General features: G+C 57.5%; 18 protein-coding genes and 1 other RNA gene. 10 read left to right on the top strand and 9 right to left on the bottom strand.

Annotated elements, in window-relative coordinates:
* The first annotated feature begins 183 nt into the window (after window positions 1-183).
* The 6 genes from PMI32_RS27675 to PMI32_RS27700 all read left to right on the top strand — a co-directional run bounded on the left by PMI32_RS27675 (window position 184) and on the right by PMI32_RS27700 (window position 6395).
* Window positions 184-891, top strand: a complete 708-nt coding sequence (locus PMI32_RS27675) for a FadR/GntR family transcriptional regulator (protein WP_008024287.1) — start codon at window positions 184-186, stop codon at window positions 889-891.
* Window positions 892-1011: 120 nt separating this feature from the next.
* Window positions 1012-1341 (top strand): thioredoxin TrxA, encoded by a 330-nt coding sequence (trxA, locus tag PMI32_RS27680; RefSeq protein WP_003206727.1) that lies wholly within the window; start codon window positions 1012-1014, stop codon window positions 1339-1341.
* A gap of 250 nt (window positions 1342-1591) precedes the next feature.
* Complete coding sequence (gene rho / locus PMI32_RS27685; protein ID WP_007942421.1) at window positions 1592-2851, top strand: transcription termination factor Rho; 1260 nt, start codon at window positions 1592-1594, stop codon at window positions 2849-2851.
* A 140-nt stretch (window positions 2852-2991) separates the two neighbouring features.
* Window positions 2992-4458 (top strand): 4-hydroxy-3-polyprenylbenzoate decarboxylase, encoded by a 1467-nt coding sequence (gene ubiD, locus PMI32_RS27690; protein ID WP_008024285.1) that lies wholly within the window; start codon window positions 2992-2994, stop codon window positions 4456-4458.
* Window positions 4458-5426 carry a CDP-6-deoxy-delta-3,4-glucoseen reductase gene (locus PMI32_RS27695; RefSeq protein ID WP_008024282.1) on the top strand — a complete coding sequence of 323 codons (969 nt, stop codon included), beginning with the start codon at window positions 4458-4460 and terminating at the stop codon, window positions 5424-5426. Before ubiD ends, PMI32_RS27695 begins: the two co-directional genes overlap by 1 nt.
* 300 nt (window positions 5427-5726) lie before the next feature.
* Window positions 5727-6395 carry a gamma-glutamylcyclotransferase gene (locus PMI32_RS27700; RefSeq protein ID WP_008024281.1) on the top strand — a complete coding sequence of 223 codons (669 nt, stop codon included), beginning with the start codon at window positions 5727-5729 and terminating at the stop codon, window positions 6393-6395.
* Here the strand turns inward: PMI32_RS27700 and glpT are convergent.
* Window positions 6371-7720 (bottom strand): glycerol-3-phosphate transporter, encoded by a 1350-nt coding sequence (glpT, locus tag PMI32_RS27705; RefSeq protein ID WP_008024279.1) that lies wholly within the window; start codon window positions 7718-7720, stop codon window positions 6371-6373. The two genes, PMI32_RS27700 and glpT, sit on opposite strands and share 25 nt — an antisense overlap.
* 328 nt (window positions 7721-8048) lie before the next feature.
* Here glpT and PMI32_RS27710 point away from each other — a divergent pair, with 328 nt between their 5' ends.
* The gene (locus tag PMI32_RS27710) at window positions 8049-8663 is read left to right on the top strand and encodes an energy transducer TonB (RefSeq protein ID WP_008024276.1); all 615 of its coding nucleotides are present in this window, start codon (window positions 8049-8051) and stop codon (window positions 8661-8663) included.
* A gap of 54 nt (window positions 8664-8717) precedes the next feature.
* Here PMI32_RS27710 and PMI32_RS27715 read toward each other — a convergent pair whose 3' ends face one another.
* The 3 genes from PMI32_RS27715 to PMI32_RS27720 all read right to left on the bottom strand — a co-directional run bounded on the left by PMI32_RS27715 (window position 8718) and on the right by PMI32_RS27720 (window position 11942).
* Window positions 8718-8993 carry a bacteriocin immunity protein gene (locus tag PMI32_RS27715; RefSeq protein ID WP_008024275.1) on the bottom strand — a complete coding sequence of 92 codons (276 nt, stop codon included), beginning with the start codon at window positions 8991-8993 and terminating at the stop codon, window positions 8718-8720.
* Window positions 8993-10783, bottom strand: coding sequence for a pyocin-S2/colicin E7-DNase domain-containing protein (locus PMI32_RS29345; protein ID WP_008024274.1), 1791 nt, complete (start codon window positions 10781-10783; stop codon window positions 8993-8995). The genes PMI32_RS27715 and PMI32_RS29345 overlap by 1 nt, the downstream gene beginning before the upstream one ends.
* Before the next feature lie 181 nt (window positions 10784-10964).
* Window positions 10965-11942 (bottom strand): NADPH:quinone oxidoreductase family protein, encoded by a 978-nt coding sequence (locus tag PMI32_RS27720; protein WP_008024273.1) that lies wholly within the window; start codon window positions 11940-11942, stop codon window positions 10965-10967.
* Window positions 11943-12092: 150 nt separating this feature from the next.
* On the opposite strand from PMI32_RS27720, the gene PMI32_RS27725 reads away from it, so the two are divergent.
* The gene (locus tag PMI32_RS27725) at window positions 12093-12503 is read left to right on the top strand and encodes a flagellar basal body-associated protein FliL (RefSeq protein ID WP_032828551.1); all 411 of its coding nucleotides are present in this window, start codon (window positions 12093-12095) and stop codon (window positions 12501-12503) included.
* Between the two features lie 98 nt (window positions 12504-12601).
* Here PMI32_RS27725 and PMI32_RS27730 read toward each other — a convergent pair whose 3' ends face one another.
* Window positions 12602-13051 carry an EVE domain-containing protein gene (locus PMI32_RS27730; protein ID WP_008024269.1) on the bottom strand — a complete coding sequence of 150 codons (450 nt, stop codon included), beginning with the start codon at window positions 13049-13051 and terminating at the stop codon, window positions 12602-12604.
* A 201-nt stretch (window positions 13052-13252) separates the two neighbouring features.
* Between PMI32_RS27730 and PMI32_RS30420 the strand changes: the two genes are divergently transcribed.
* Window positions 13253-13405: a hypothetical protein gene (locus tag PMI32_RS30420; RefSeq protein WP_008024268.1), complete on the top strand. Its 153-nt coding sequence runs from the start codon at window positions 13253-13255 to the stop codon at window positions 13403-13405.
* A gap of 35 nt (window positions 13406-13440) precedes the next feature.
* Here PMI32_RS30420 and PMI32_RS27735 read toward each other — a convergent pair whose 3' ends face one another.
* The 4 genes from PMI32_RS27735 to PMI32_RS0128565 form a co-directional block, all read right to left on the bottom strand.
* The gene (locus PMI32_RS27735) at window positions 13441-14046 is read right to left on the bottom strand and encodes a 5-formyltetrahydrofolate cyclo-ligase (RefSeq protein WP_008024267.1); all 606 of its coding nucleotides are present in this window, start codon (window positions 14044-14046) and stop codon (window positions 13441-13443) included.
* Between the two features lie 86 nt (window positions 14047-14132).
* Window positions 14133-14311: non-coding RNA, 6S RNA (gene ssrS / locus PMI32_RS29440), on the bottom strand.
* A gap of 30 nt (window positions 14312-14341) precedes the next feature.
* The gene (locus PMI32_RS27740; RefSeq protein WP_008024266.1) at window positions 14342-14659 is read right to left on the bottom strand and encodes a cell division protein ZapA; all 318 of its coding nucleotides are present in this window, start codon (window positions 14657-14659) and stop codon (window positions 14342-14344) included.
* Window positions 14656-14865, bottom strand: a complete 210-nt coding sequence (locus tag PMI32_RS0128565; protein WP_003177365.1) for a TIGR02449 family protein — start codon at window positions 14863-14865, stop codon at window positions 14656-14658. The genes PMI32_RS27740 and PMI32_RS0128565 overlap by 4 nt, the downstream gene beginning before the upstream one ends.
* 199 nt (window positions 14866-15064) lie before the next feature.
* Between PMI32_RS0128565 and PMI32_RS27745 the strand changes: the two genes are divergently transcribed.
* A complete protein-coding gene (locus PMI32_RS27745) occupies window positions 15065-15625 on the top strand; it encodes a YecA/YgfB family protein (RefSeq protein WP_008024262.1) in 561 nt (186 codons plus the stop codon).
* Window positions 15626-15631: the final 6 nt, after the last annotated feature.

Raw genomic sequence — 15631 nt, 5'->3', positions numbered from 1 at the left:
TTGCCGTGCCAGGCCACGGTTTTACTGGTGTTGTTCGGTCTTACTGGTCTGAACAGTCGGTCTGTGTTTCGCACTCTGATAGCGCATCGTCGGCCATTACCGAACCCCGGTGGGGCACGACTTGCCGGGCGCCGCGAATAGCTTTAAAACTAGCCGCTCATTCGCCTGGTTCGTCCGAAAACCATGAATTCGATCTCCCGAGCTGTACCTGAAGTGGCGCTGCAAGCCATCCGCAAACTGATCGCCGAACAAGGTTTCGGGCCGGGGGATGCCTTGCCTTCGCAGCGGGATCTGGCGGTGCAATTGGGGGTCAGTCGGGCGTCGTTGCGCGAAGCGTTGTCGTCGCTGAGTGCCTTGGGCGTGATCAGCATTCAGCCGGGCAAAGGCGTTTTCGTGCAGGCGCCGGTGGACTTGCCTCGCCAGGATGCGGCGCTGAGCTGGCCGTTCGCGGCACAGGCATCGCCGCTGGATATCTTCCAGTTGCGCTACGCCCTGGAGGGTTTTGCCGCCGGGCTGGCCGCCGTGACGTTGAGCACCGATGAACTCGATGCTTTGGAGGACAACGTCGCCGCGATGCGCAATGAACTGAAGGTGGGTGACTTCGAGGCGGCGGCGCGCCTGGACTTCGAGTTTCACCGGCGCATCCTGCTGGCCAGCGGTAATCAGGCGATGCTGAGCATCCTGACGGCCAGCGCCGACATTTTCCTGGAGAGCCAGAAGCTACCGTTCATCCGGGCCGAACGGGCCATGGAAACCTGGCACGAGCACCGCAAAATCCTCCGTGCACTGGCCCGGCGTTCGTCCGGCGCGGCGCAGAAGGCCATGCACGAACATGTGCGCAACGCTGCCCTGCGCACCGGAATTGCCTTCGTCGCTCCCGCCACATCCTGACTTGAGCTATACCCAAACTCATGCACCACCATAGTGAGACTCAATCATCTGCACCTTCCTGAACGAGGGAAGGGCGGCTATGATGGGCCACGTTTTTTTGCTTACAACCTGGAGACTTCCATGAGCAGCGATCTTATCAAACACGTTAGCGACGCTAGCTTCGAGGCCGACGTACTCAAGGCCGAAGGCGCTGTACTGGTCGACTACTGGGCTGAGTGGTGCGGCCCTTGCAAAATGATCGCTCCTGTTCTGGACGAGATTGCTGAAACCTACAAAGGCAAGCTGACCGTTGCCAAACTGAACATCGACGAAAACCAGGAAACCCCGGCCAAGCATGGCGTGCGTGGTATCCCGACCCTGATGCTGTTCAAGAACGGCAATGTTGAAGCGACCAAGGTCGGCGCACTGTCGAAGTCGCAACTGGCTGCTTTCCTCGACGCCAACATCTAAGCGTCGTTTGTAAAGTGTCCGAAAAAAGGCCCCGCATATTGCGGGGCTTTTTCGTTATTGAGGGCTAGACGCTCCGAAACTCAGGTGTTACATTCGGCCCCGCACTGGTTTCTCCACTGCCCCCTGCTAGCCGTCGCCGACGCACTCCTTTTCGAATAAGTACGCGATCCTGTCGCCTTCTCCGCGGCGCGGCCTCATTAAGCCAAAAGCTTAATTTCCCCCCCTCCATAAATGATTACGTCATTCCTATATGAATCTGACTGAACTCAAGCAAAAGCCGATTACCGAACTGCTCGAATTGGCCGAACAGATGGGCATAGAAAATATGGCCCGTTCGCGCAAGCAGGACGTGATTTTCTCCCTGCTCAAGAAGCACGCTAAAAGCGGCGAGGAAATCTCCGGTGATGGCGTGCTGGAGATTCTCCAGGACGGCTTCGGCTTCCTGCGCTCCGCTGACGCTTCCTATCTCGCCGGCCCGGACGATATCTACGTCTCGCCGAGCCAGATCCGCCGTTTCAACTTGCGCACCGGTGACACCATCGTTGGCAAGATCCGCCCTCCAAAGGAAGGCGAGCGTTATTTCGCGCTGCTCAAGGTCGACACGATCAACTACGATCGTCCCGAGAACGCGAAAAACAAGATTCTCTTCGAGAACCTGACCCCGCTGTTCCCGACTGTGCGCATGAAGATGGAAGCCGGCAACGGTTCCACCGAAGACTTGACCGGTCGTGTCATCGACCTGTGCGCCCCGATCGGTAAAGGCCAGCGCGGTCTGATCGTTGCACCGCCGAAAGCCGGTAAAACGATCATGCTGCAGAACATCGCGGCGAACATCGCACGTAACAACCCTGAAGTTCATCTGATCGTATTGCTGATCGACGAACGTCCGGAAGAAGTAACCGAAATGCAGCGCACCGTGCGCGGCGAAGTGGTTGCCTCGACGTTCGACGAGCCGCCAACCCGCCACGTGCAGGTTGCCGAAATGGTGATCGAGAAGGCCAAGCGCCTGGTCGAGCACAAGAAAGACGTGGTGATCCTGCTCGACTCCATCACCCGTCTGGCTCGCGCCTACAACACCGTGATCCCGAGCTCCGGCAAAGTGCTCACCGGTGGTGTCGATGCTCACGCCCTGGAGAAACCGAAACGTTTCTTCGGCGCCGCGCGGAACATCGAAGAAGGCGGTTCGCTGACCATCATCGCCACCGCGCTGGTTGAAACCGGCTCGAAGATGGACGAAGTGATCTACGAAGAATTCAAAGGCACGGGCAACATGGAACTGCCGCTGGATCGCCGTATCGCTGAAAAACGCGTCTTCCCGGCCATCAACATCAACCGTTCCGGCACCCGCCGCGAAGAGTTGCTGACGGCTGACGACGAGTTGCAGCGCATGTGGATCCTGCGCAAGTTGCTGCACCCGATGGACGAGATCGCTGCCATCGAGTTCCTGGTCGACAAGCTGAAAACGACCAAGACCAACGATGAGTTCTTCCTGTCGATGAAACGCAAGTAAGTCGATAGACCAGCAAAAGCCGGGGAAACCCGGCTTTTTGCTATCTGATTTTTGATGAACGGCACTTCGTTGTTCTGAACAGAAGGGTTCGGCGCTAAACTGCCAGCCCCCGAACGCCACGGCCAATACGAGGCTCACGCATGCAGTATCGCGACTTGCGCGACTTTATCAGCGGCCTGGAACAGCGCGGCGAACTCAAGCGCATCCAGGTTCCGGTGTCCCCGGTGCTCGAAATGACCGAGGTCTGTGACCGCACCTTGCGTGCCAAAGGTCCGGCCCTGCTTTTCGAGAACCCGACGGGCTATGACATTCCCGTCCTCGGCAATCTGTTCGGCACCCCCGAGCGTGTTGCGCTGGGCATGGGCGCAGAAGCGGTGAGCGAACTGCGCGAGATCGGCAAGCTGCTGGCGTTCCTCAAGGAACCCGAGCCGCCGAAAGGCTTGAAGGACGCTTGGTCGAAGCTGCCGATCTTCCGCAAGATCATCGCCATGGCGCCCAAAGTCGTCAAAGACGCGGTGTGCCAGGAAGTGGTCATCGAAGGCGACGACGTCGACCTCGCGATGCTGCCGGTGCAGACCTGCTGGCCGGGCGACGTCGGCCCGCTGATCACTTGGGGCCTGACCGTCACCAAAGGCCCGAACAAAGACCGGCAGAACCTCGGTATCTACCGTCAGCAAGTGATCGGCCGCAACAAGGTCATCATGCGTTGGCTCAGCCACCGTGGCGGCGCGCTGGATTACCGCGAGTGGTGCGAGAAGCATCCGGGCCAGCCGTTCCCGGTATCCGTGGCGCTCGGCGCTGACCCGGCGACCATCCTCGGCGCTGTGACGCCGGTACCGGACAGTCTTTCCGAATACGCTTTCGCCGGTTTGCTGCGCGGAAATCGCACCGAACTGGTGAAGTGCCGTGGCAACGACCTGCAAGTGCCGGCCACCGCCGAGATCATCCTTGAAGGCGTGATCCATCCGGGCGAAATGGCTGACGAAGGTCCGTACGGCGACCACACCGGTTACTACAACGAAGTCGACAGCTTCCCGGTGTTCACCGTCGAGCGCATTACCCACCGGATCAAACCGATCTACCACAGCACCTACACCGGTCGTCCGCCGGATGAGCCGGCGATTCTCGGTGTCGCGCTGAACGAAGTGTTCGTGCCGATCCTGCAGAAGCAGTTCCCGGAAATCACCGACTTCTACCTGCCGCCCGAAGGCTGCTCGTACCGCATGGCCATCGTGACCATGAAGAAGTCGTATCCCGGTCATGCCAAGCGGGTAATGCTCGGTGTCTGGTCGTTTTTGCGACAGTTCATGTACACCAAGTTCGTTATCGTCACTGACGACGATATCAACGCACGGGACTGGAACGACGTGATCTGGGCCATCACCACGCGCATGGATCCCAAGCGCGACACGGTGATGATCGACAACACGCCGATCGACTACCTCGATTTCGCCTCTCCGGTGTCCGGCCTGGGTTCGAAAATGGGGCTCGATGCCACGCATAAATGGCCCGGCGAAACCACACGCGAGTGGGGCCGGGTAATCGTCAAGGATGAAGCCGTCACCCAACGGATCGATGCCATCTGGAATCAGTTAGGAATAGATTGATGCGTGTAACTTTGCAGCCCTCCGGAGCAGTGCTAGAGATACTGCCCGGCGAGCGGATTCTCGATGGCGCACGCCGCCTGGGCTATGACTGCCCGCAAAGCTGTCGCAACGGCAATTGCCATGTGTGCGCCGCGCTGCTGGTGGAAGGACGAGTCGAGCAGGCCGGTGGTGTGCGCGACCATGGCGAGTTCTACACTTGCATAGCAGAGCCGCTGGAAGACTGCATTGTGCTGTGGGATGGCGTGCTCGCGCTGGGAGAATTGCCGGTGCGCAGCGTCTCGTGTCAGGTCATTGAGTGCAAGGATGTCGGCGGCGATACCTGGCGCGTGAGTTTTCGCGCGCCGGCCGGCAAGCCACCGCGCTATCACGCTGGTCAGTATTTGATGATCGAGCGTGAGAACGGCGAAAAATCCGCATTTTCCCTGGCCTCGGCACCGCATGCGGGGCGTGATCTGCAAATTCACGTACTGGCGCGCGAAAGCAGTGCGCTGAGCCTGATCGAGCAACTGCAACGCAATCCGATGGTGCGGATCGAAATGCCCTTCGGCGATACCCATCTGGCAGAGTTGCCGGACGGTCCGCTGGTGCTGATCGCTGCGGGCACCGGCATGGGCCAGATCCATAGCCTGATCGAACATTGCCGGGCGTCGGGTTTCAAGCATCCGGTGCACCTGTACTGGGGCGTGCGTCGCCCTGAAGACTTTTATGAGATCGAGCATTGGGACGAATGGCAGAAACTGCCGAATCTGTTCCTGCATAAAGTCGTCAGCGATCAATGTGGCTGGAAGGGACGCTGCGGGATGTTGCATGAGGCGGTGTGCGAGGATTTTCCCGATCTGAAAGCGCTGCATGTATACGCCAGCGGCTCACCGGCGATGGTCTACGGGACACTGGACGCGTTGGTCAACGCCGGGATGGATGCTCATCAGATGCGTGCCGATGTGTTTGCCTACGCACCCAGAGGATGACGCTTCCCCTGTAGGAGCGAGCCTGCTCGCAATGGAGGTCAACGATAACGCGCTGCAGCAGCATGAACGCGTTGTCCCTGCCTCCATCGCGAGCAGGCTCGCTCCTACATATAACTTCATATATAGCCGATCGGTATTTATAAATTTATATAAATACCGGTAGGTTATATCGCATCCAGGCAATTAATTAAGAACTGTGCCGTGGCACTTAAATTGCCTTAAAACATATGTGCCTTATTGTTACAGCGGTGCGTTCTATTAAGTAATTCATTACCCGCGGGGAGCTGAACGCTATTCGCCATGAGCGCCATTGAATCTGCTTTTATGAATCTGGCTTACCCTCCGCGGCTCGATCTGGGGCCGCAGCTGACGCACGAACAATTGCTCAGCTCGATGCAGTCGACCATGGCGCGCCACAAGGGTGGGCCGGTCTGGCTGTTCGCTTACGGCTCGCTGATCTGGCGCCCTGAGTGCGCGGCGGTTGAACGGGTTCGCGGTCGGGTGCATGGCTACCATCGCGGTTTGTACCTGTGGTCCCACGAACATCGCGGCACGCCGGAAGTCCCGGGGCTGGTGTTTGGCCTGGATCGCGGCGGCTCTTGCAGCGGCTTCGCTTATCGCTTGCCCGAAGAACAACTCGAAGCGTCGCTGTATGCCTTGTGGCAGCGCGAAATGCCATTCCCTTCTTATCGCCCACACTGGTTGAACTGCCGTCTCGAAGATGGCAATCAGGTTCAGGCATTGGGATTTGTGTTGGAGCGACACTTGCCCAGCTATGCCGGCAACCTGCCGGACCATGTGCTGAGCCACGTGTTCGAAAACGCTTGCGGGCGTTACGGCACCACTCGCGACTATGTCGAGCAGACCGCCAACGCCCTGCGTAGCCACGCCATGCCAGACCGGAATCTGGAGGCGCGGCTCAAGCGCTGCAAATCAAAGGTCGATCAGGCGATCGCTTCGCGGGTCTGACTGGCGACCTGCTTGTGCCACAAGGTGGGCGCAAGGAAGGCCATTGCCAGCAGGCACGCGCCGATCAGCAAGACGAAACCGCCGTCCCAGCCGAAATGGTCCACGGTGTAGCCCATGGCTGCACTGGCCGCGACTGAACCACCCAGGTAACCGAACAGACCCGTGAAGCCCGCTGCCGTACCGGCGGCTTTCTTCGGCGCCAGTTCCAGCGCTTGCAAACCGATCAGCATCACCGGGCCGTAGATCAGGAAACCAATCGAGATCAGCGCGATCATGTCGACCGTCGGGTTGCCGGCCGGGTTGAGCCAGTAAACCAGCGTCGCCACGGTCACCAACGCCATGAATACCATGCCGGTCAGGCCACGGTTGCCACGGAAGATCTTGTCCGACATCCAGCCGCACAGAAGCGTCCCGGGAATACCTGCCCACTCGTAAAGGAAATAGGCCCACGAGGTTTTATCCACGCTGAAACCTTTGGCTTCCTTGAGGTAGGTCGGTGCCCAGTCCAGCACGCCGTAACGCAGCAGGTAGACAAAGACGTTAGCCATGGCGATGTACCAGAGCATTTTGTTGCGCAGCACGTATTTGACGAAGATTTCCTTGGCGCTGAACTCTTCTTCGTGACTGGCGTCGTAGCCTTCCGGGTAGTCGTTCTTGTACTTCTCGATCGGCGGCAGGCCGACCGATTGCGGCGTGTCGCGCATGGTGGCGAAGGCAAACACCGCCACGGCCATGGCCACTGCCGCAGGCACGTAAAACGCCGCGTGCCAGTCATTGAACAGGCCCATGCCGAGCAGGAACAGCGGGCCGATCAAACCACCACCGACGTTGTGCGCCACGTTCCACAAGGACACCACGCCCCCGCGTTCCTTCTGCGACCACCAGTGGACCATGGTCCGGCCACTCGGCGGCCACCCCATGCCCTGCGCCCATCCATTGATAAACAGCAGGATGAACATGATGGTCACGCTGGACGTGGCCCAGGGCGCAAAACCGAAAATGAACATCACGCCAGCCGAAACCAGCAAGCCGAACGGCAGGAAGAAGCGTGGGTTGGAACGGTCGGAAACAATGCCCATCAGGAACTTGGACAAGCCGTAGGCGATAGCAATCGCCGACAACGCCAGGCCCAGCTCACCGCGGGTATAGCCCTCTTCGATCAGATAGGGCATGGCCAGGGAGAAGTTTTTGCGCAGCAGGTAGTAACCCGCATAGCCGATGAATATGCCGGCGAAGATCTGCCAGCGATGCCGTCGGTAGGCGCTGTCTATTTTTTCTTCAGGCAATGGAGCCTGATGTGCGGCAGGACGAAAGAAAGCAAACATTCAAGAGCTCCAGATTTCTTGTTTTGACTGCGGATGCGAATGTTACAGTTTCGTTACCGAAAATAGCACTGGTTCACATCGACCAAACAGCGGAAATGTTGGAGATTGCATGTTCTTTTACGAACATGTCGCTCAGGTATAAGTGAAGGGCGCTGTGGGAATTGTTACCTCGCAACCTTTTATGACGCAGCGATGCCCGGCGTAGGGCAGGGCTTTGGGAAATGTCCTGCGCCTGAACAGGAAGCCATGGCGTTATGTAAACAATCACCGAGCCTTAACCTTTGTGCTGTTGCCAGATCTGGCTTTTCAGTGGTGAAGGGGAGGGGTTATGCGGTGGTTTGTGTGTTTGTTTTTTCTGGTTTTGTCCATCGAGGTCAGGGCCGGTGAGGTGTTTCTGATTCCGGAGAACAATCCCAAGCCGGTTTATCCGGTGGCGCTTTATCGGGCCGGTATTACCGGTATGGTGCGTGTCAATTTCACCGCCCATGCCGATGGATCGGTCAGCAAGGTCGAGGCTTCAAAGGACGCTCATCCTGAACTTGTCGAAGCCTCCCGAGCGGCGGTGAGCCAATGGCGATACAAACCCTGGGACATTTCCCGCGAGCGGCCTGCGGAAATCCAGGTGGTCGCGCCAATGGTTTTCAGGTTGGACGACGAGCTGCCGATTCACGCTAATGAGGAGTTGAAAAAGTTGAGTTGTGGAGACGTTGCCAAGGCAGCACTGCAGCTAGCGGATTTTTCGTGGGTGGACATGCCGGTGTTCAACTGGACCCGCAGCTATCTGACTCACTCCCTTTCGCCGACGCAGTTGCCAGAGGAGAAGCGTCTGGCGCTCATCGCCAAGCTCAACAAGAGCGTGCCTTCTATTGTGAGGCGTTGTAATACACATCAGGCGACCCGGTACGTGCATTTTCTTCCGGAGGAAATTCGTGAGTTGCTTTGACTGAAGATATGGAGCGCGACCGAGTAAGGTCGCGCTCTTTTTAGCTGAAGCGAATTATTCTGATTTGAAACCGGGTTTGCCGTTTGCTTTGCGCCACTCTTTGATTTCTTTCAGAATTCCTTCGGGGCTATCTTCTCGCCCGCTCGCTGGATAGAAAATCAAAGCTGACTTTTCAGGGTGCTCGGTGATGCGCTCGAAATGATGTACGAGTTTGCTTGTGTAATCCCCTAACTCCTCTCCTCGTAGATCGTTTGTGTCCTCGAAAAACTCATTTAGAAAGGAAAGAAACTCGGATTCTGTGTAGTCTTCAAGTTTGTCTTTGAAAATCATCATTCATTTCCTTTTTTATGAATTTCAATGTGATTTTTTGGAGTGGTGACTCTCAGGTTTTCCATGTCATATACGGCCCCACCTTCTGAAATGGGCATTATATGATGAATTTCAAACTTGTCTCTTCCTCCTACATGCTCAGCTGGAATAGGGAAGGGGGCAGAGCCTTTGCGCATCAATTTCAAATTGGATTTACTGAATTGGTTAGCCAATTCAGCGTCGCTTGATACTAACTCCCAAAACTTCTCTCGAAAATCTTTAAAGTCCCTGAAATTCTGGCCACGCAATCCATCCGCAATGTTTACAGGAATCGGAGAGCCACTGGGTTCCGCTGCGTTCCCGAGCCAGTTTGCTCCTACAGCTTGTCCTGCACCAGTCGCCGTCCCCGGTTCATAGCGCGGGCCGCTGCGGCTAGCCATGACATAGACAGGATTGATCCCGGATTCAGCGGGAAATACCAAGACGTAATCGTCGACATCAATCTCGTCACGCGCTGGATGCTCGTCAATCCGGCCTTCAACGGGGGTTACTCTGGCGCCTGGATAAATTTTGATTTCAGGCCGGTCTTCGGGTAGCTCCGTTGAGCCTAAGGCGTCCTTGCCGGGCGCGTTGCTGGGCGTCCAGGTCAGTATTCTTGGATGGAAGCCCTCGGTTTTGAAAGTGTAGAGGTTGGTCGATGGATCAAGTTTTGCCTCTCTAACCCGGACTCTGTCGGACAGGTCCTTACCAGTCGGGGAGAGAAAAAGCTGGGTGTGTTCTCCACGAACAGTAGACGTCACTCGATACGGCACACTGATCGAATCAGCTGTGAGCAGGTCTGCGTAGTCTCCGGTGACAAGTTGCGACAGCGGCATTGTCAGAACCACCGGGGTGCGCTGCAGTTCACCGTTTCCGAGCCGAGGCGAATAGAAAGCGGTTGCCAGCAGTGCAGCCAACTGGCCACGTCCTAATGCTGACAGGGCCTTTTCCAAAGCATCAAGCGCGCCTGTCAAGGAGGTGGGTAAGGCGTCGTATCCAGCGATCAGCCCATCGGGGTTTATGACTAAAGGACGTGCATAGGCTGGCGTATCGTTGGACGTAGGCAGGTTTGTGTTCTGTGCATCGTTCTCGGCGATCTCTTGAGCCAGAGTTTCTGTCTGCCGCGCCGCCTCTTCACGGGCCAACGCTTCTGCCTGCCGCGCCGCTTCTTCAAGAGCCAGTGCATTTGCGTAAGCGATAGTTAACTGATTGGAATGCTGCGTAAGAAGTCGAATGGATTCAGCATAAAGTCTGGCCGAGTAGCCGGCAGTGTAAGATTTTATCCAGTGTTTCTGTGTCTTGATCCCTGCGCTACGTTGGCGTCGCATGTAACTGTCGAAAGTCTCTATGTAGTCCCGCTGTGATTTGGTGTGCGGATCGCCTCCGTAAAATGAGTTCGCCTCTGCTGAACTGTTTTGCAGTCCCGCATTTTTTATTTGAATCATTCTGTCGACGATGAATTTGTCGCGCGCAATGGTTGCAAGATCGGTTGGTATGTTTGTTGCTGTAATTGTTGCTCCGCTGCTGGATAGTTCAGACTGTATTTGTCCGGGTAGGCTGCTAAGTTTTGAGCGATAATCTGTTTCTATGTTGCTGCTTACGCTCATGGCTTTTGTGGCGATGTTTGGGGTCATTCGGAAGTAAGTGGGTAGAATGTAACCGCCATATCCGCCACCTTCATAATCTCCGAAAACTTGTTCGGTATCCGGGGATATGACTAACGGCGTATCTTCCATATTCATGTAGCCAGGCGTCCAGTTTTGATCGCTCATACAGTTGCTCCTTGTGTCTGTATGGGTATCAAACTAAAGAAATTTTCTGCGGTGTAGGCGGTGCATAATTACCGCCACATCAATCGAAATCGATGATTGGCAGCCGGTTTTTCAAAACTGCAAATAAAAAGGCCAGAACAACCTCATCAGTTGTTCTGGCCTTTTTGTATCCTGCGGCGACTCAGCGAACCTGCACCACCACTTTCCCGACCGCCTTGCGCTGGCCAAGGTCATTGATCGCCTGCGCCGCGTTGCTCAGCGGGTACACCTGCGACACCAGCGGCTTCAATTTGCCTTCGGCGAACCAGCCAAACAATTGCTGGAAGTTCGCCGCGTTGTCCTGCGGTTGGCGCTGGGCGAAGGAGCCCCAGAACACGCCGACTACTGCTGCGCCCTTGAGCAGTGCGAGGTTCACCGGCAACTCCGGAATGCGGCCGCTGGCAAAGCCGACCACCAGCAACCGGCCGTTCCAGGCGATGGCGCGGATGGCCTGGTCGAACAGGTCGCCGCCCACCGGGTCGTAGATCACGTCCGCACCCTGGCCATCGGTCAGGCGTTTGATTTCGTCCTTGAGGCTGGTTTCGGTGTAGTTGATCAGTTCATCGGCACCGGCTGCCTTGGCCACGGCCAGTTTTTCGGCGCTGCTGGCGGCGGCGATTACACGGGCGCCCATGGCTTTGCCGATTTCCACGGCGGCCAGGCCGACACCGCCGGAAGCACCGAGCACCAGCAAGGTTTCACCCGGTTGCAGGTTGCCGCGTTGCTTGAGCGCGTGCATCGAGGTGCCGTAAGTCATGCTGAATGCGGCAGCGGTGTTGAAGTCCATGGAGGTCGGGATCGGCAGCACGTTGTAGCCTGGCACCGCGACCTGTTCGGCAAAACTGCCCCAGCCTGTCAGCGCCATGACCCGATCGCCGACTTTCAGGTGGCTGACTTTTTCGCCTACTGCGCTGACCACGCCAGCCGCTTCGCCGCCCGGCGAAAACGGGAAGGGCGGCTTGAACTGGTATTTGCCCTCGATGATCAGCGTGTCCGGGAAATTCACCCCGGCGGCGTGCACGTCCAGCAGGATTTCATTCTTCTTCGCGACAGGACTGGCGACGTCTTCCAGCACCAGCGATTCGGCAGGGCCGAAGGCTTTGCACAGCACGGCTTTCATCAGGGCTATTCCTTTGGGAGTGATGGCCGATAAGTGTAGGTGTGTGAGTCGACGGGTCAACGAGCATGCCCCGCCCTGATAGTCAGCCATAAGCTTGTGCTTGCGCGGCGGGTCGCTATGCTAGGCCGCAAACCGGATAAGGAGCGAATTGTGAAAGCGTGGATCATGTTGTTGCTGGCCCTGTCTCTGCCTGTGGCAGCAGTGGCTGAAGAAGCCGCCAAAGAAGGTGAAGCCCCGAAAGTCAGTTACCTCACCCTGAGCCCGCCATTCGTGGGCAACTATGGGTTGGATGGCACGGCGAAGTTGAAGGTCTTCAAGGCTGATGTAGCGTTGCGGGTCACCGGTGATGAGGCCGCAAAACAGGTGAAGGCCAATGAACCGTTGATTCGCAATCAACTGGTGGCGTTGTTCACCCAGCAAACCTCCGAGGCGATGAACAGCATCGAGGGGAAGGAAAAGCTGCGTCAGGAAGCATTGAAGCAGACTCAGCAAATCATGAGCGATGAAACCGGCAAGCCGGTGGTTGAGGATTTGTTGTTCAACAACCTGATTATCCAGTAATGCTGGATTTGTAGGAGCCAGCTTGCTGGCGATAGCGCCCAAAAAAACGCCATCGCCGGCAAGCCGGCTCCTACAAAAGCGTGTGCACCAGATACATTTCAGCGCAGTGCAATCACCGCCGCCCACTGCTCGGCCGTCACAGGCATCACCGACAACCGCGAACCCTTCTGCACCAATGGCATCTCCGCCAACGCCGTCTGCTGCTTCAAATAATCCAGCTTCAACACCCTGGAAAACGTCTCCACATGCGCGACATCAATCGCGCTCCAGGCGTTTTTCTCGGCGCTGGCCTTCGGGTCGTAATAATGACTCTCCGGCTCCAGCGCCGTCGGGTCCGGATACGCCGCTTCGACAATCTTCCCGATCCCGGCAATCCCGGGCTCCGGGCAGCTGGAGTGATAGAAGAAGAACTCGTCGCCGACCGCCATCGCACGCAAAAAGTTACGCGCCTGATAGTTGCGAACCCCGTCCCAGCGCGCTTTGCCGAGCTTCTCCAGACCTTTGATCGAGAGCTCGTCGGGCTCGGATTTCATCAGCCAATAGGCCATGGTTTTTGCTCCTTGCGAGTCAGGTGGACAAGTTGTCGGGCGATTTTATGACAAACCGACGGTCGGTTGACGCCAGCGTTTGCGTGTCGGTTCACGTTGTCGCAAAATGCCGGCCTTCTAAGCTTGACGCTGCTGCACGGCCTACACCTACAACGGAAACCGCTGCTGTCATCGTATTGATGTGCCTTTGGGGGGCAATCGATGAAACGCAAACCGGATTTACTATGGATTTTGGTTATTTTGTTCGGCCTTGGCGTCGTGACCACTGGCTATGCCCAAAGCTTGTGGAGCAACAAGACCGATGCGCCGATTGAAATCGCGCAGCAACAACAGCCGTCAGCCTTCAAGCGCTGAACCTGTCTTTTCGACGCCGCTGATTCGAGTGGCGTCTAGTCTGCGAAATACCACGCCTTGTCTGTAACCGTTCCTTGCAACGGCACATCCCAGCTCGCCTGAGCCAGTCTTCCGACCTTCTGACATTCATGGGCCAGCCCCAATAGCGTCGGCTTGCGCCAGTTTTTCCGCCGCGCCAGATACGCCAGGCTCCGGTCGTAGAAACCACCGCCCATGCCGAGTCGGCCACCGACATCGTCGAATCCCACGAGCGGCAACAGCACCAGATCGAGCGCCCAGACTTTGCGTTGTCGGGCGAGGTTGTGCCTGGGTTCGAGAATACGGAAGCGATTGGGTTGGAGCTTTTCGCCGGGGCGAATCCGCTGGAACACCATTTTGGTTCGCGGCCAGGCGCTGAGCACCGGCAGGTAAGTCGCCTTGCCCCGACGTTGCGCGGCGCGCAGCAACAGGCGCGGATCGATTTCACCGTCGGTGGGTAAATAGAGCGAGATATGTTTGGCGCGGCGAAACAACGGCTGCTGGGCCAATTGCTTGTACAGCCCGCGGGCGGCCTGGCGCTGCTGACTGGCTGTCAGTGCGCGGCGGGCCTTGCGCAGCATGCGTCGAAGTTGCGGGCGGGGCAGCAGCGCAGGTTCGGTCATGGATTCGGGCTTCGGCAGTGCGGGTACACAAAGCGTACCCGTAAAAAAGCCGATGCCGGTATTTAAACCGGCATCGGACTGGAATCAGGCTCCCCGGATGAACCGCTGCTGACTTAGCCCTTGAACCCGAAAGTTCAAGGTGGAAGATGCAGTAGGCTTTAAGGCTTTCCGTCTAGCGGACATGCACACCAGCCCAACGTGCAGCCTCCAGGGTAGTGCGAATCGGCTCAGGGACGTGGTCAACTGGCAAGCACCCCAGGGAGTGTTGCGAGTATAACCCAAGCGGTCGGACGAATCAGCCCTTGGTGACGTCTGGATCGGTGGCGAGCACCAGATCGACGCGATCCAGCAGGTCGCGCACCTGCTCGCGGGTCGAACCGCTGACCTGTACATCCGGCCGTTCTTCCTTGTGCAGAAGGTCGTGCGTGATGTTCAGCGCGGCCATCACGGCGATGCGATCGGCGCCGATGACTTTGCCGCTGCTGCGGATCTCGCGCATCTTGCCGTCCAGGTAACGGGCGGCGCTCACCAGGTTGCTGCGCTCTTCCTGGGGGCAAATGATCGAATATTCTTTGTCGAGGATCTGCACGGTGACGCTATTGCTTGAACTCATGAGTCTTGCTCCAGGGCCTTGAGGCGCGAAATCATCGATTCGACCTTACGCCGGGCGATTTCGTTCTTTTCAATGAGGTGAGCGCGTTCCTCGCGCCAGGTTTTTTCCTGAGCTAGTAGGAGTCCATTTTGACTCTTAAGTTGCTCGACTCGATCAATTAGCAGTTCGAGTCTGGCCATCAGCGCTTGCAGGTCGGTGTCTTCCATTGTGTCCACTGAAATGTCTGATGGGTGTTGAACCGTAGGAGAGGGCTTGCTCGCGATGGTCGCCAACGATAACGCTGGGTCCCTGACACCCAGCGGCGTTCTCGGGTTCATCGCGAGCAAGCTCGCTCCTACAGGGGTAGTCGATGTAGGATACAAGGCCTTCATTCTAGACATAGCGCCGTCTGGCGCCTAGCTGCCCATGCCCATTCAGAATTCTCCGTACCAAGCCTTCGCCACCCTGCTGACTTCCAGCGGTCACAACGTCTCGCCTGCCGAACTGCATGGCCTGCTGCTCGGCCGCAGCTGCGCCGGCGCCGGTTTCAATGCAGAAGAGTGGCTGATCGATGCCGCCGAGCTGCTCGAAGGTGAGCCGCAAGACAACGTTCGCAACGCCTTGATCGGCTTGCAAGAGATGGTCAAGGGCGAGCTCACCGGCGACGACGTGACCGTCGTTCTGCTGCTGCCGACCGATGACGCGCCGCTGGCTGACCGTGCCGCCGCACTGGGCCAATGGTGCCAGGGCTTCCTCAGCGGTTTCGGCCTGAACTGCCGCGACAGCAGCATGCTCAGCACCGAGGCCACCGAAGTGTTGCAGGATCTGGCGGCCATTTCCCAGGTGCAAGACGCGCTGGAAGAGTCCGACGACGGTGAAAGCGACTACATGGAAGTCATGGAGTACCTGCGTGTCGCGCCGCTGCTGCTGTTCTCGGAAACCCGCAAGCCAGACGCACCGGCTGCCGCCAAACCGTCGTTGCATTAATCGCGA

Source organism: Pseudomonas sp. GM60, assembly GCF_000282415.1.
Taxonomy (GTDB): domain Bacteria; phylum Pseudomonadota; class Gammaproteobacteria; order Pseudomonadales; family Pseudomonadaceae; genus Aquipseudomonas; species Aquipseudomonas migulae.
Note: the sequence above shows the minus strand (reverse complement) of the source record. Positions and strands in the feature narration are given on the sequence as shown.